The 12,030-nt window shown below is 60.4% G+C and carries 13 protein-coding genes; 9 read left to right on the top strand and 4 right to left on the bottom strand.

Annotated features, from left to right (window positions below):
• Window positions 1–164: 164 nt before the first annotated feature.
• Window positions 165–317 carry a DUF3309 family protein gene (locus CKW29_RS03400; protein ID WP_095078330.1) on the bottom strand — a complete coding sequence of 51 codons (153 nt, stop codon included), beginning with the start codon at window positions 315–317 and terminating at the stop codon, window positions 165–167.
• 291 nt (window positions 318–608) lie between these two features.
• On the opposite strand from CKW29_RS03400, the gene CKW29_RS03395 reads away from it, so the two are divergent.
• The 3 genes from CKW29_RS03395 (at window position 609) to CKW29_RS03385 (ending at window position 2,149) form a co-directional block, all read left to right on the top strand.
• A complete protein-coding gene (locus CKW29_RS03395) occupies window positions 609–1,424 on the top strand; it encodes an SDR family oxidoreductase (RefSeq protein WP_095143940.1) in 816 nt (271 codons plus the stop codon).
• A 65-nt stretch (window positions 1,425–1,489) separates the two neighbouring features.
• Window positions 1,490–1,822 (top strand): YnfA family protein, encoded by a 333-nt coding sequence (locus CKW29_RS03390; RefSeq protein ID WP_095143939.1) that lies wholly within the window; start codon window positions 1,490–1,492, stop codon window positions 1,820–1,822.
• 141 nt (window positions 1,823–1,963) lie between these two features.
• A complete protein-coding gene (locus tag CKW29_RS03385; protein WP_095143938.1) occupies window positions 1,964–2,149 on the top strand; it encodes a carbon storage regulator in 186 nt (61 codons plus the stop codon).
• Window positions 2,150–2,152: 3 nt separating this feature from the next.
• Here the strand turns inward: CKW29_RS03385 and CKW29_RS03380 are convergent, their stop codons facing one another.
• The gene (locus tag CKW29_RS03380; RefSeq protein WP_095143937.1) at window positions 2,153–2,380 is read right to left on the bottom strand and encodes a YheU family protein; all 228 of its coding nucleotides are present in this window, start codon (window positions 2,378–2,380) and stop codon (window positions 2,153–2,155) included.
• 40 nt (window positions 2,381–2,420) lie between these two features.
• Complete coding sequence (gene mnmC, locus CKW29_RS03375) at window positions 2,421–4,400, bottom strand: bifunctional tRNA (5-methylaminomethyl-2-thiouridine)(34)-methyltransferase MnmD/FAD-dependent 5-carboxymethylaminomethyl-2-thiouridine(34) oxidoreductase MnmC (RefSeq protein WP_095143936.1); 1,980 nt, start codon at window positions 4,398–4,400, stop codon at window positions 2,421–2,423.
• 140 nt (window positions 4,401–4,540) lie between these two features.
• On the opposite strand from mnmC, the gene pap reads away from it, so the two are divergent.
• From pap to CKW29_RS03360, 3 genes are all read left to right on the top strand, one after another.
• Entirely contained in the window at window positions 4,541–6,064 is a 1,524-nt protein-coding gene (gene pap, locus CKW29_RS03370) for a polyphosphate:AMP phosphotransferase (protein WP_095143935.1), read from the top strand.
• A 103-nt stretch (window positions 6,065–6,167) separates the two neighbouring features.
• Window positions 6,168–7,352, top strand: coding sequence for a thiolase family protein (locus CKW29_RS03365; protein ID WP_095143934.1), 1,185 nt, complete (start codon window positions 6,168–6,170; stop codon window positions 7,350–7,352).
• 125 nt (window positions 7,353–7,477) lie between these two features.
• Window positions 7,478–8,440, top strand: coding sequence for a DMT family transporter (locus CKW29_RS03360; protein ID WP_095143933.1), 963 nt, complete (start codon window positions 7,478–7,480; stop codon window positions 8,438–8,440).
• Window positions 8,441–8,501: 61 nt separating this feature from the next.
• On the opposite strand, the gene CKW29_RS03355 is transcribed toward CKW29_RS03360, so the two are convergent.
• Window positions 8,502–9,896 (bottom strand): class II fumarate hydratase, encoded by a 1,395-nt coding sequence (locus CKW29_RS03355; RefSeq protein WP_095143932.1) that lies wholly within the window; start codon window positions 9,894–9,896, stop codon window positions 8,502–8,504.
• A gap of 193 nt (window positions 9,897–10,089) precedes the next feature.
• Here CKW29_RS03355 and CKW29_RS03350 point away from each other — a divergent pair, with 193 nt between their 5' ends.
• From CKW29_RS03350 to CKW29_RS03340, 3 genes are all read left to right on the top strand, one after another.
• Window positions 10,090–10,611: a DUF2059 domain-containing protein gene (locus CKW29_RS03350; RefSeq protein ID WP_095078320.1), complete on the top strand. Its 522-nt coding sequence runs from the start codon at window positions 10,090–10,092 to the stop codon at window positions 10,609–10,611.
• A gap of 12 nt (window positions 10,612–10,623) precedes the next feature.
• Complete coding sequence (locus CKW29_RS03345; protein ID WP_095143931.1) at window positions 10,624–10,920, top strand: BolA family transcriptional regulator; 297 nt, start codon at window positions 10,624–10,626, stop codon at window positions 10,918–10,920.
• A 159-nt stretch (window positions 10,921–11,079) separates the two neighbouring features.
• On the top strand, window positions 11,080–12,021 hold the full coding sequence (locus CKW29_RS03340) for a rhodanese-related sulfurtransferase (protein WP_095143930.1): 942 nt from the start codon (window positions 11,080–11,082) through the stop codon (window positions 12,019–12,021).
• Window positions 12,022–12,030 lie beyond the last annotated feature (9 nt).

Below are 12,030 nucleotides of genomic sequence, written 5' to 3'. Positions count from 1 at the left end.
CTCGCGATGGACATTAACGATAACGCGTGTTTTCTGATTAAACGCGTTGCTCTTGAGTTCATCGCGAGCCCGCTCGCTCCTACACATTCGACCTCATCTTCTTAACTGATCGGCATTAGCCCGTTCGGGCCTCTTTTTTTTGCTCTTGTGAATAGAGTCGGCGGTCAAATCCTACCGAGCAATAGCAACACCAGCAGGACGACCACGACGACGCCGAGGACACCGGACGGACCATATCCCCAGCTTCTGGAGTGCGGAAAGACCGGCAGACCACCAATCAATAGCAAGATCAGAATAATGAGAAGAATTGTGCCCATGTCGAGTTCCTCATTGGCCAGTTGTGACCGTCATTGGGGTTGAACCGAGCCTCTTAACTGTTTCGAGTTTCGCGGGTTAGTGAAAATTCAAAGTTTCTTTACTGCTTTTGGTTCGAACGCTTATTTCTATTTTTGCGGGATAGGCCGTCAGTGGCGCGCGTAACCTTCTTCGGCGTCAACATTCAATGGCAAAGGTTTGCCTGGGGCATTCAGCAGTTTGATGGTCATGGGTGCAGGAAAATCCTTCGCTACACTGCGAGCATCTCTCCCAGAACAACAAGGCTACTTCCTATGCAAAATCGCATGATGATCACTGGCGCCGGGTCCGGCCTGGGTCGCGAAATCGCTCTGCGCTGGGCTTGTGAAGGTTGGCAGCTGGCCTTGTCCGATGTCAGTGAACCGGGCCTGCAAGAAACCCTGAGGCTGGTCCGCGAGGCCGGTGGTGATGGTTTCACCCAGCGCTGCGATGTGCGTGACTACAGTCAGCTGACGGCCTTTGCCCAAGCCTGTGAAGTCAGGTTCGGTGGCATCGATGTGATCGTCAACAATGCGGGCGTGGCCTCCGGCGGCTTTTTCAGCGAGCTGTCCCTGGAGGACTGGGACTGGCAGATTGCGATCAACCTGATGGGCGTGGTCAAAGGCTGCAAGGCCTTCCTGCCTCTGCTGGAAAAAAGCAAAGGCAAGATCATCAACATCGCCTCGATGGCGGCACTGATGCAAGGTCCGGCCATGAGTAACTACAACGTGGCCAAGGCGGGCGTCGTAGCGTTGTCCGAGAGCCTGCTGATCGAGCTGGCGCAGCAGGAGATCGGTGTGCACGTGGTCTGCCCGTCATTCTTCCAGACCAACCTGCTGGACTCCTTTCGCGGTCCGACGCCGGCCATGAAGGCCCAGGTGGGCAAGTTGCTGGAAAGCTCGCCTATCACCGCCAGCGATATTGCCGACTACATCTATCAGCACGTGGCCGCGGGCGAGTTCATGATCCTCCCTCATGAACAGGGCCGCATGGCCTGGGCGATCAAGCAGAAGAACCCGCAACTGCTCTATAACGAAATGACCCAAATGGCCGACAAGATGCGCGCCAAGGCCAGGCAAAGCGCCAGCTGAGCTTGCGGGGCAGGGGGGTGGGTCGTTAGGGTTGCCGCACCTGGCAACCCTGATGAGACACGTACATGCTCAATTACCTGTGGTTTTTCCTTGCCGCATTGTTTGAAATCGCCGGTTGCTTCGCTTTCTGGATGTGGCTGCGCCAGGGCAAAAGTGCCTGGTGGATCGTCCCGGCGTTGTTCAGCCTGACCCTGTTTGCCCTGCTGCTGACCAAGGTCGAGTCGACCTATGCTGGCCGTGCCTATGCAGCATACGGCGGGATTTACATCGTCGCCTCGATTGGTTGGCTCGGTATGGTCGAGCGGATTCGGCCGCTGGGCTCGGACTGGCTGGGGGTTGTGCTGTGTGTGTTGGGCGCCAGCATCATTTTGTTTGGCCCACGGTTTACTGCGCCTTGAGTCAGTCGCGTGGCGGTGTAAGGGATGCCTGTAGGGTGATTCGTCTCTGTGTGTAGGAGCTGGCTGTTTTCCTGCCGCTGCATTGAAGACCTGTCGTCAGCCGGTCATCTTCACTGTCCGATCATCTCAAGGACTAGGGCCATGCATGTATTGAGCCGCGTTGTGGGCGAATTGATCTCCATTGGCGGCATCATCTCTGTGCGCATCCTTTCCGTGAACGCCAGCACGGTACGATTCAGCGTGGAGGCGCCCCGGCACGTCAACGTGCATCGCTGCGAAATCTACGAGCGCATTCAAGCCAAACGTGCCCAAGGCAGGTGCGTCTGAGTGTCAGTCAAACAGATGCTTGGGTACATCGTGCTTGAGCATCAACTGGCATTGCTCGCTCTCGGGATCGAAGACGATCAGTGCCTGGCCTTTGCTGAGTGCATGGCGCACCCGTAATACACGGGTTTCCAGCGGGGTGTCATCGCCATTGTCGGTGCCGTCACGGGTGACGAAGTCTTCGATCAAGCGGGTCAGGGTGTCGACTTCAAGTTGGTCGTGGGGAATCAGCATTGGTACCTCGGTTCATCAATGGGGGCGACGCCAGGGTATTTCAGGTGCCGCGAATCAGGCGGCGCAGGGCAAAGCGATTCGGGTGACAGGCCTCGGCAACACTTCTTGGCAGCGGCAGCGGTTCGTTGTCCAGCCAGGCCGCGAGCAATTCGCCAGACAGCGGCGCGCTGATCAACCCGCGAGAGCCGTGGCCACTGTTGACGTACAAGCCATCGAGCCACGGGCAAGGCACGTCCGGTACTTGCCGGGCATCCTTGCCCAAGGCCGCATAGGCCTGATTAAAGGCCTGACTGTCTGCCAGCGGGCCGACGATGGGCAGGTAGTCGGGGCTGGTGCAACGGAACGCCGCGCGGCCCTGGAGCTGCTCCGGGTCCAGTTGGTCGGCGTGCAGGCGGCTGACCAGGTCACCGGAGATTTCCTTGAGCATTTGCAGATTGCCCAGATGCTCGGCGGTGCTCGGCGTCAGGTCGTCACTGTTGAAGTCAAAGCTGGCGCCCAGGGTGTGTTCGCCCAGTCGCGCAGGGGCGACGTAACCTTCGGCGCACACCACCGTGGCCAGGCTCTGGCTCTCGGCCGTTTGCGGCAGACGGGTGATTTGCCCGCGAATGCGCTTGAGGGGCAAGTCGGCACTTTGGGCAAAGCGCTTGATCTCTGCGGCACCGGCCAGGATCACCACCGGTGCACTGGCCAGTAGTGACTCGTTATCCCAGGCTTGCCACTGGTCATCGACCTTGCGCAGTTCCAACGCGTCGTGGTGTGTCAGCACCTGCACATTGGGGTGGGAGGCTTGCCATCGGCACAAGGCCGGCGGATGCACCCAGCCGCCTTCGGGATAAAACAGACCGCCGTGCTCCAGAGCAATACCCGCGCGTGCCTGGGCCTCGGGCAAATCCAGCGGATGGACCAGGTCGGCGGGAAACGCGGCGGCCAATTGCGCCTGGCGTTCGGCTTCCTTGGCGTTGAACGCCAGTTGCAGTACGCCGCAGTCAGCCCAGTCAACGCCACGCTGCAAGTGTTCGAGCAAGCGTCGGGTATGGCCGAATCCGCTGACGATCAACTGCGAAAGGGCGGTGCCGTGAGCCGACAGCTTCAGATAGAGCACGCCCTGCGGATTGCCCGAGGCTTCCTGTGCCAGATCATCGTGACGCTCCAGCAGGCTGACCTGCCAGCCGCGTGCAGCGAGGCTGGACGCTGTGGCGCAACCGGCCAGTCCGCCGCCGATCACCAGTGCGCGGCGCTCATCGACAGCCTGGGCAGGGCGAGCAAACCACGGCTTGGCGGCCACCGGTGCGGGAGTGTCCCCGGGCCAACCCACGAACGCCCCGCGCAGGATTTCCCATTTGTGGCCGATACCCGGCGTGCGGCGCATCTTGAAGCCAGCGGCATTGAGCAGGCGCCGTACCCAGCCGGTGCTGGTAAAGGTGCTGATGGTCGAGTCGGGTGCGGCCAGGCGCGCCAGTTCGGCGAACAGTTCGGCGGTCCACATGTCCGGGTTTTTCGCCGGGGCGAAACCGTCGAGGAACCAGGCGTCAATCCGGGCGTCCAGTTGCGGCAACTGTTCCAGTGCGTCGCCGATCAACAGCGTCAGTGTGACCCGGCCGTTGCCCAGCACCAGGCGCTGAAAACCCTGATGGATGGCAACGTATTGGGCCAACAACTGATCGGCAAAGGCTTTGAGCTCCGGCCAGAGTGCCAGTGCCCGTTGCAGGTCTGCCGGACTCAGCGGGTACTTTTCGACGCTGATGAAGTGCAGGCGCGCACCGGCCACGGCCTGCTGCTCGAACAACTGCCAGGCGCAGAGAAAATTCAGCCCGGTGCCGAACCCGGTCTCGCCGATCACCAGCCGACCATCGACCGGCAATTGGGCAAAGCGCTCGCTGAGGCGGTTTTGCTCGATGAATACGTAGCGGGTTTCATCAAGGCCCGACTGATCGGAGAAATACACGTCGTCAAACACTCGCGAACGCGGGCGACCTTGGTCGTCCCAGTCAAGCTGGGCGTGGGGCATAACAGGCTTCATGGTCGGCTCGGGAGTGGCAAGGCAGCCATTCTAGCCGATCATGGCAACGGCGATTGATCTACGGCAAGCCGGATCGCATTGCTCGCCCACGGGCACGGGCAATCCGCTAGTCTTGTGCAATCTTGCACGGGAGCGACTCAATGTTCGAATCTGCCGAAATCGGTCATGCGATCGACAAAGAAACCTTTGATAGCGAAGTTCCAGTTCTGCGCGAAGCCTTGCTCGAAGCCCAGTACGAGCTCAGGCAGCAGGGCCGGTTTCCGGTGATCGTACTGATCAACGGCATCGAAGGTGCCGGCAAGGGCGAGACGGTCAAGTTGCTCAACGAGTGGATGGACCCCAGGTTGATCGAAGTGCGTACCTTCGATCAGCAAACCGACGAAGAACTGGCCCGACCGCCGGCCTGGCGCTATTGGCGGATGCTCCCGGCCAAAGGCCGGATGGGGGTGTTTTTCGGTAACTGGTACAGCCAGATGCTGCAAGGCCGGGTCCACGGCCTGTTCAAGGATGCGGTGCTGGATCAGGGGATCCATGGCGCCGAACGCCTGGAAAAAATGCTCTGCAACGAAGGCGCGTTGATCGTCAAATTCTGGTTTCACCTGTCCAAGAAACAGATGAAGGCGCGCCTCAAATCCTTGCAGGACGACCCGCTGCACAGTTGGCGGATCAGCCCGCTGGACTGGCAACAATCGCAAACCTACGACAAGTTCGTGCAATACGGCGAGCGGGTGATTCGTCGCACCAGTCGCGACTATGCGCCGTGGCATGTGATCGAGGGGGTGGATGCCAACTACCGGAGCCTGGCGGTGGGCAAGATTTTGCTCGAAAGCCTGCAAAATGCGCTCAAGCGCTCCCGGCTCAAGCCGGACAAAGTCAGCGCCGCGCCGCTGACCACCAGCGTCGATCAACGCAGCCTGCTCGGCAGTCTGGACATGAACCAGCGCCTGGACAAGAAAGACTATGAAGAACAACTGATCACCGAGCAGGCGCGGCTGGCCGGCTTGCTGCGCGACAAGCGCATGCGCAAACACGCGTTGATCGCCGTGTTCGAGGGCAATGACGCCGCAGGCAAGGGCGGGGCGATCCGTCGGGTCGCGGCGGCGCTGGACCCGCGCCAGTACAGCATCGTGCCGATTGCCGCACCCACCGAGGAAGAACGTGCACAACCTTACCTTTGGCGGTTCTGGCGACACATACCGGCCCGGGGCAAGTTCACCATCTTCGACCGCTCCTGGTATGGGCGGGTGCTGGTGGAGCGCATTGAAGGCTTCTGCAGTTCGGCCGACTGGATGCGGGCCTACGGTGAAATCAATGACTTCGAAGAGCAGATCAACGATTCCCGGGTGGTCGTGGTGAAGTTCTGGCTGGCGATTGACAAGCAGACCCAGCTGGAGCGGTTCCAGGAGCGTGAGCAGATTCCCTTCAAACGCTTCAAGATCACCGAAGACGACTGGCGCAATCGGGAGAAATGGGACGACTACCGCACCGCCGTTGGCGATATGGTCGACCGCACCAGCACCGAGGTCGCGCCCTGGACCTTGGTGGAGGCCAATGACAAGCGTTGGGCTCGGGTCAAAGTGCTGCGCACCCTCAACCGCGCCCTGGAAGACGCCTTTGAGAAAACCGAGCGGCAGGAGAAGAAACTCAAGAAGGACAAGGAGTAGTCCGATGGGTTTGCATACGCGGGGTGAATGATTGTCGCAGTGGGCCGGGGGGCGGATTTATCCTCGAGCCACTTTCCAACCGATAACAACAATGAGGTATGCCATGCGTGAAGTAGTGATCGTCGATAGCGTGCGGACCGGCCTGGCCAAGTCCTTTCGTGGCAAGTTCAATCAGACGCGTCCGGACGACATGGCCGCCCATTGCGTCAATGCGCTGCTCCAGCGCAATGGCATCGACCCGGCCAGTGTCGAGGATTGCATCGTCGGCGCCGGGTCCAACGAAGGTGCGCAGGGCTTCAACATCGGCCGTAACGTGGCGGTGCTGTCGCAACTGGGTGTCGGCACCAGCGGCATGACCCTCAATCGGTTCTGTTCGTCCGGCCTGCAGGCGATTGCCATTGCCGCCAACCAGATCGCTTCGGGCTGCAGCGACATCATCGTTGCCGGCGGTGTCGAGTCCATCAGCCTGACCATGAAAAGCGTCAACACCGACAACCTGATCAACCCGTTGCTCAAGGAGCAGGTGCCGGGCATTTATTTTCCCATGGGCCAGACAGCGGAAATCGTCGCCCGTCGCTACAGCGTCAGCCGCGAGGAACAGGACCGCTACGCCCTGCAAAGCCAGTTGCGCACGGCCCAGGCGCAAGCAGCCGGGTTGTTCGACGATGAAATCGTTGCCATGGCGGTGAAGTACAAGGTCGAAGACAAAAACACCGGTGAGGTTCAAATCCTCGACGGTATTGTCGATCGCGATGACTGCAACCGTCCGGACACCACCTATGAAAGCCTGGCCGGGTTGAAGCCGGTGTTCGCCGAAGACGGTTCGGTCACGGCCGGTAACTCGTCACAGCTGTCCGACGGGGCTTCGATGACATTGGTGATGAGCCTGGAAAAAGCCCTGGAACTGGGCCTCAAGCCCAAAGCGTTCTTCCGCGGTTTCACCGTGGCCGGTTGCGAGCCGGACGAAATGGGCATCGGCCCGGTGTTTTCGGTGCCCAAGCTGCTCAAGGCCAAAGGCTTGCAGGTGGCGGATATCGATCTGTGGGAACTCAACGAAGCCTTCGCTTCGCAGTGCCTGTACAGCCGTAACCGTTTGCAGATCGACAACGAGAAATACAACGTCAATGGCGGTTCGATCTCCATCGGCCACCCGTTCGGCATGACCGGTTCACGCCAGGTCGGGCATCTGGTGCGCGAACTGCAACGGCGCAACCTGCGTTACGGCATCGTCACCATGTGCGTGGGCGGCGGCATGGGCGCGACGGGGTTGTTCGAAGCCGTACGTTAAACCTGCCAGGGCTGTGCCGGTACGACCGGTACAGTCTCGTTTGCGGCTTGTGCGCAACTGTCCCTGTGTGAGGCCGGGGCGTGCGCCTAGAATGGGGTTTTCTCGCCGCTGTCCCTGGGGTTCTCATGCACATCTCGTCCGGTCGCTGGGTTTATGGCCTGTTTCTCGCCTTGCTGACCGCGCTCCTCTGGGGAATCCTGCCGATCAAGCTCAAACAAGTGCTGCTGGTGATGGACCCGGTCACCGTGACCTGGTTTCGCCTGTTGGTGTCCGGCGGTTGCCTGTTCGTGTACCTGGCCGCGACCCGGCGCCTGCCAAGCCGACAGGCACTCGGGCCCAAGGGTGGCTGGCTGGTGCTGATGGCGGTGCTCGGGCTGGTGGGCAATTACGTGTTGTACCTGATGGGGTTGAACCTGCTGAGCCCGGGTACCGCGCAACTGGTGGTGCAGATGGGGCCGATCCTGTTGCTGATCGCCAGCCTGTTCGTGTTCAAGGAGCGTTTCAGCCTGGGGCAGGGGATTGGCCTGCTAGTGCTGTTGCTGGGGTTTGGCCTGTTTTTCAATCAGCGATTGAGTGAGCTGTTGACCTCCTTGAGCGATTACACCGCCGGTGTGTTGTTGGTGCTGGCAGCGTCGACGGTCTGGACCTTTTATGCGCTGGGCCAGAAGCAATTGCTCACGGTGTGGAATTCGTTGCAGGTGATGATGGTGATCTACCTGTTCTGCGCTTTGTTGTTGACGCCGTGGGTGCACCCGCTGGAGTCCCTGCAACTGAGCCCGCTGCAGGGCTGGTTGCTGCTGGCCTGCTGCCTCAATACCCTGATTGCCTATGGTGCGTTTGCCGAAGCGCTGGCCCATTGGGAGGCCTCGCGGGTCAGTGCGACACTGGCGATCACGCCCCTGGTGACCTTCGCGGCCGTGGCGCTGGCCGCTTGGTTGTGGCCTGACTATGTGCAGGTCGAGCAGATCAACTCGCTGGCCTATGGCGGCGCGATTCTGGTGGTGCTGGGGTCGGCACTGGTGGCGTTGGGGCCGTCGCTGATCGCCGGGCTCAAGGCGCGGCGGATGCGGACTGCGATCAGTCGATAGGTTACCGAACACCTTCTCCGTGGCGCATTCGGGTTGTCAGGCGCCGCTGAGCGTCAAGGCTTCATCCCTGTTTGCCCGACTCCAGCATATTTTCCGGCCTCACCCAGGCATCGAACTGTTCATCGGTCAGGTACCCCAACTGCAACGCGGCCTCGCGCAGGGTCAATCCTTCGCCATAGGCTTTTTTGGCAATCTCGGCGGACTTGTCGTAACCGATGTGTGGGTTCAACGCGGTTACCAGCATCAACCCGCGCTCCAGGTGGGCCGCCATTTGCTCGGCATCCGGCGTAAGGCCTGCGATGCAATGCAGCTGGAAGTTGCTGCAGCCATCGCCGAGCAGGCGGATCGATTGCAGCAGGTTGTGAATGATCACCGGCTTGAACACGTTCAATTGCAGGTGGCCCTGACTCGCGGCAAAGCCGATCGCGACGTCGTTGCCCAGCACCTGACAGGCCAGCATCGACAAGGCTTCGCACTGGGTCGGGTTGACCTTGCCGGGCATGATCGAGCTGCCGGGCTCGTTGGCCGGCAGCTTGACCTCGGCGAAACCGGCGCGCGGGCCGGAGCCGAGCAGGCGCAGGTCGTTGGCGATTTTCATCAGGGTCACGGCGAGGGTCTTCAGCGCGCCGGACAAGGTGGTCAACGGCTCATGGCCAGCCAGCGCGGCAAATTTGTTGGGTGCGGTGATGAACGGCAAGCCCGAGAGGGCCGCCAGTTCCGCGGCAATGGCCTCGCCAAAGCCATGGGGCGAGTTGAGGCCGGTGCCGACCGCCGTGCCACCTTGTGCCAGTTCGCAAACCGCTGGCAGTGCGCTGCGGATCGCGCGCTCGGCGTAGTCGAGTTGGGCGATGAATGCCGATAATTCCTGGCCGAAGGTAATCGGGGTGGCATCCATCAGGTGGGTGCGACCGGTCTTCACCAGATTCACGTGGCGCACGGCCAGCTCCGCCAGGCCGCCGGAGAGTTCGTTGATGGCCGGCAGCAGGTGCTGTTGCACGGCCTGCACGGCCGCGATGTGCATGGCGGTCGGAAAGCAGTCGTTGGAGCTTTGCGAGCGATTGACGTGATCGTTCGGATGGACCGGACTCTTGCCCCCGCGAGGGTTGCCGGCCAGTTCGTTGGCGCGCCCGGCGATCACTTCGTTGACGTTCATGTTGCTCTGGGTGCCGCTGCCGGTTTGCCAGACCACCAGTGGGAACTGGTCGTCATGGTCGCCGGCGAGCACTTCGTCAGCCGCCTGCTCGATCAGCCGGGCAATATTCGCCGGCAGGCCCCCGTTGCGATCATTGACCCGTGCCGCGGCCTTCTTGATCAGCGCCAGCGCATGCAGGACGGCCAGTGGCATGCGTTCGTTACCGATGGCGAAGTTGATCAGCGAGCGTTGCGTCTGAGCGCCCCAGTAGGCTTCATCCGGGACTTCAACCTGGCCAAGGCTGTCGGTTTCAATTCGGCTCATGGATCAGCTTCCTTAAGGTTTGATAGCCAAGTTTAGGTCGTGATCGTCGCTGCGGGTTCCATCAGTCGCTTTTTCTACCGTTCGGTTGCTCTAAATCAGGCCAGGCAAGGGCCAGGGGTTGAGCGCGCGCGTTTTTTTGGCGCAGAATGGCTCCCCTTGGGGTTTTACCTCGCCTGCTAGAAAAGGAAACTCGATGACCCGTCTTCGTGCTATCTGTACCGCGGTTGCCCTGGTCTGCGCCAGCGGCCAGGCCTTCGCCGATACCGCCAGCCACAATGCCAGTGCCGAGGCTTTCCTGACCCTGGCGCACGCTGACAAGCTGGGCACTCCGGTGTACATGCAAGTGCAGCAGATGTTTGCCCAGCGCTTTGCCCAGACCAAGGCGCCGGAATCGAAAAAGGCCCTGCTGGAAACCTATCAGGCCAAGGCCAACGCTGCGCTGGATCAGGCTATCGGCTGGAACAAGCTCAAGCCGGACATGGTCAAGCTCTACACCAGCAACTTCAGCGAATCCGAGCTCAAGGACCTGGTGGCGTTCTACAAATCGCCACTGGGCAAGAAAGTCCTGGAAAAAATGCCGCAGCTGACTCAGCAATCGGCCCAACTGACCCAGGCCAAACTGGAAAGCGCGGTACCTGTGGTGAACAAGCTGCTGGCGGACATGACCAACGAGCTGGATCCGAAAGCGGCTGCCGCCGCCAAGAAGAAGCCTTAAGCGGAGTCGGGAATGATCATGCAACAACGGATCGAATCGGCACTGGGCGCCTTGAACCCCGCCCATCTGGATGTGCTGGATGAAAGCCACATGCACAGCCGCGGGTTGCAGACCCACTTCAAGGCCGTCGTCGTCAGCGACCAGTTCGCCGGGCTCAACAGTGTCAAACGGCATCAGAAGGTCTACGCCACCCTGGGCGACCTGATGGGCGAGTTCCATGCCCTGGCCCTGCATACCTACACGCCAGAGGAATGGGCGAAAGTTGGCGCTGCTCCTGCCTCGCCGACCTGCGCTGGCGGTAGCCATTAAGTAGCTACAAGCTCAAGACGATCCGCTGAGTGCTTGCGGCTTGAAGCTTACCGCTTACCGCTGCTCCTTTGCTACAATCCGCAACGCGCCGCTTAGCCGGCGCGTTTTTTTTCGCATCCGGTTCACCCTTTACGAGGGTAGCCACCTGGAGATTCACCCATGACACAACAGATTGTCGTGGCGGCACTGTATAAGTTCGTCACCCTCGAAGATTACGTCGCCCTGCGCGAGCCACTGTTGCAGGCGATGGTCGACAACGACATCAAAGGTACCTTGCTGATCGCCGAAGAAGGCATCAACGGCACGGTTTCCGGCAGCCGTGAAGGTATCGATGGTCTGCTGGCCTGGCTCAGGAATGACCCGCGCATGATCGACATCGATCATAAAGAGTCGTACTGCGATGAGCAGCCGTTCTACCGCACCAAGGTCAAGCTCAAGAAAGAGATCGTCACCCTGGGTGTCGAGGGCGTGGACCCGAATAAAAAGGTCGGCACCTACGTTGATCCGCAGAATTGGAACGCGTTGATCAGCGACCCGGAAGTGCTGTTGATCGATACCCGCAACGACTACGAAGTCTCGATCGGCACCTTCGAGGGCGCGATCGACCCGAAAACTACCAGTTTTCGCGAGTTTCCCGACTACATCAAAGCCAACTTCGATCCGGCCAAACACAAGAAGGTCGCGATGTTCTGCACCGGTGGCATTCGCTGCGAAAAGGCTTCGAGCTACATGCTCAGCCAGGGGTTCGATGAGGTATTCCACCTCAAGGGCGGGATCCTCAAGTACCTTGAAGAGGTGCCGCAGGAAGAAACCAAATGGCAGGGCGACTGCTTTGTGTTCGACAACCGCGTCACCGTTCGCCACGACTTGAGCGAAGGCGACTACGATCAGTGTCATGCCTGTCGTACGCCTGTCAGTGTGGAAGACCGCGCATCCGAGCACTACGTGGCGGGCATCAGTTGCCCCCATTGCTGGGATAAGCTGAGCGAGAAAACCCGTCGCAGCGCGATCGACCGGCAGAAACAGATCGAACTGGCCAAGGCCCGTAATCAGCCGCACCCGATTGGTTACAACTACAAGCAATCCAGCACCGAGGCCTGAACCATGTCT

Source organism: Pseudomonas sp. Irchel s3a18, from assembly GCF_900187535.1.
Lineage (GTDB): Bacteria > Pseudomonadota > Gammaproteobacteria > Pseudomonadales > Pseudomonadaceae > Aquipseudomonas.
Note: the sequence above shows the minus strand (reverse complement) of the source record. Positions and strands in the feature narration are given on the sequence as shown.

What these genes read in the sequence shown, in the direction of transcription:
- CKW29_RS03400 (WP_095078330.1), bottom strand. Translation starts at nt 317, where the DNA reads ATGGGCACAATTCTTCTCATTATTCTGATCTTGCTATTGATTGGTGGT.
- CKW29_RS03395 (WP_095143940.1), top strand. Translation starts at nt 609, where the DNA reads ATGCAAAATCGCATGATGATCACTGGCGCCGGGTCCGGCCTGGGTCGC.
- CKW29_RS03390 (WP_095143939.1), top strand. Translation starts at nt 1,490, where the DNA reads ATGCTCAATTACCTGTGGTTTTTCCTTGCCGCATTGTTTGAAATCGCC.
- CKW29_RS03385 (WP_095143938.1), top strand. Translation starts at nt 1,964, where the DNA reads ATGCATGTATTGAGCCGCGTTGTGGGCGAATTGATCTCCATTGGCGGC.
- CKW29_RS03380 (WP_095143937.1), bottom strand. Translation starts at nt 2,380, where the DNA reads ATGCTGATTCCCCACGACCAACTTGAAGTCGACACCCTGACCCGCTTG.
- mnmC (WP_095143936.1), bottom strand. Translation starts at nt 4,400, where the DNA reads ATGAAGCCTGTTATGCCCCACGCCCAGCTTGACTGGGACGACCAAGGT.
- pap (WP_095143935.1), top strand. Translation starts at nt 4,541, where the DNA reads ATGTTCGAATCTGCCGAAATCGGTCATGCGATCGACAAAGAAACCTTT.
- CKW29_RS03365 (WP_095143934.1), top strand. Translation starts at nt 6,168, where the DNA reads ATGCGTGAAGTAGTGATCGTCGATAGCGTGCGGACCGGCCTGGCCAAG.
- CKW29_RS03360 (WP_095143933.1), top strand. Translation starts at nt 7,478, where the DNA reads ATGCACATCTCGTCCGGTCGCTGGGTTTATGGCCTGTTTCTCGCCTTG.
- CKW29_RS03355 (WP_095143932.1), bottom strand. Translation starts at nt 9,896, where the DNA reads ATGAGCCGAATTGAAACCGACAGCCTTGGCCAGGTTGAAGTCCCGGAT.
- CKW29_RS03350 (WP_095078320.1), top strand. Translation starts at nt 10,090, where the DNA reads ATGACCCGTCTTCGTGCTATCTGTACCGCGGTTGCCCTGGTCTGCGCC.
- CKW29_RS03345 (WP_095143931.1), top strand. Translation starts at nt 10,624, where the DNA reads ATGATCATGCAACAACGGATCGAATCGGCACTGGGCGCCTTGAACCCC.
- CKW29_RS03340 (WP_095143930.1), top strand. Translation starts at nt 11,080, where the DNA reads ATGACACAACAGATTGTCGTGGCGGCACTGTATAAGTTCGTCACCCTC.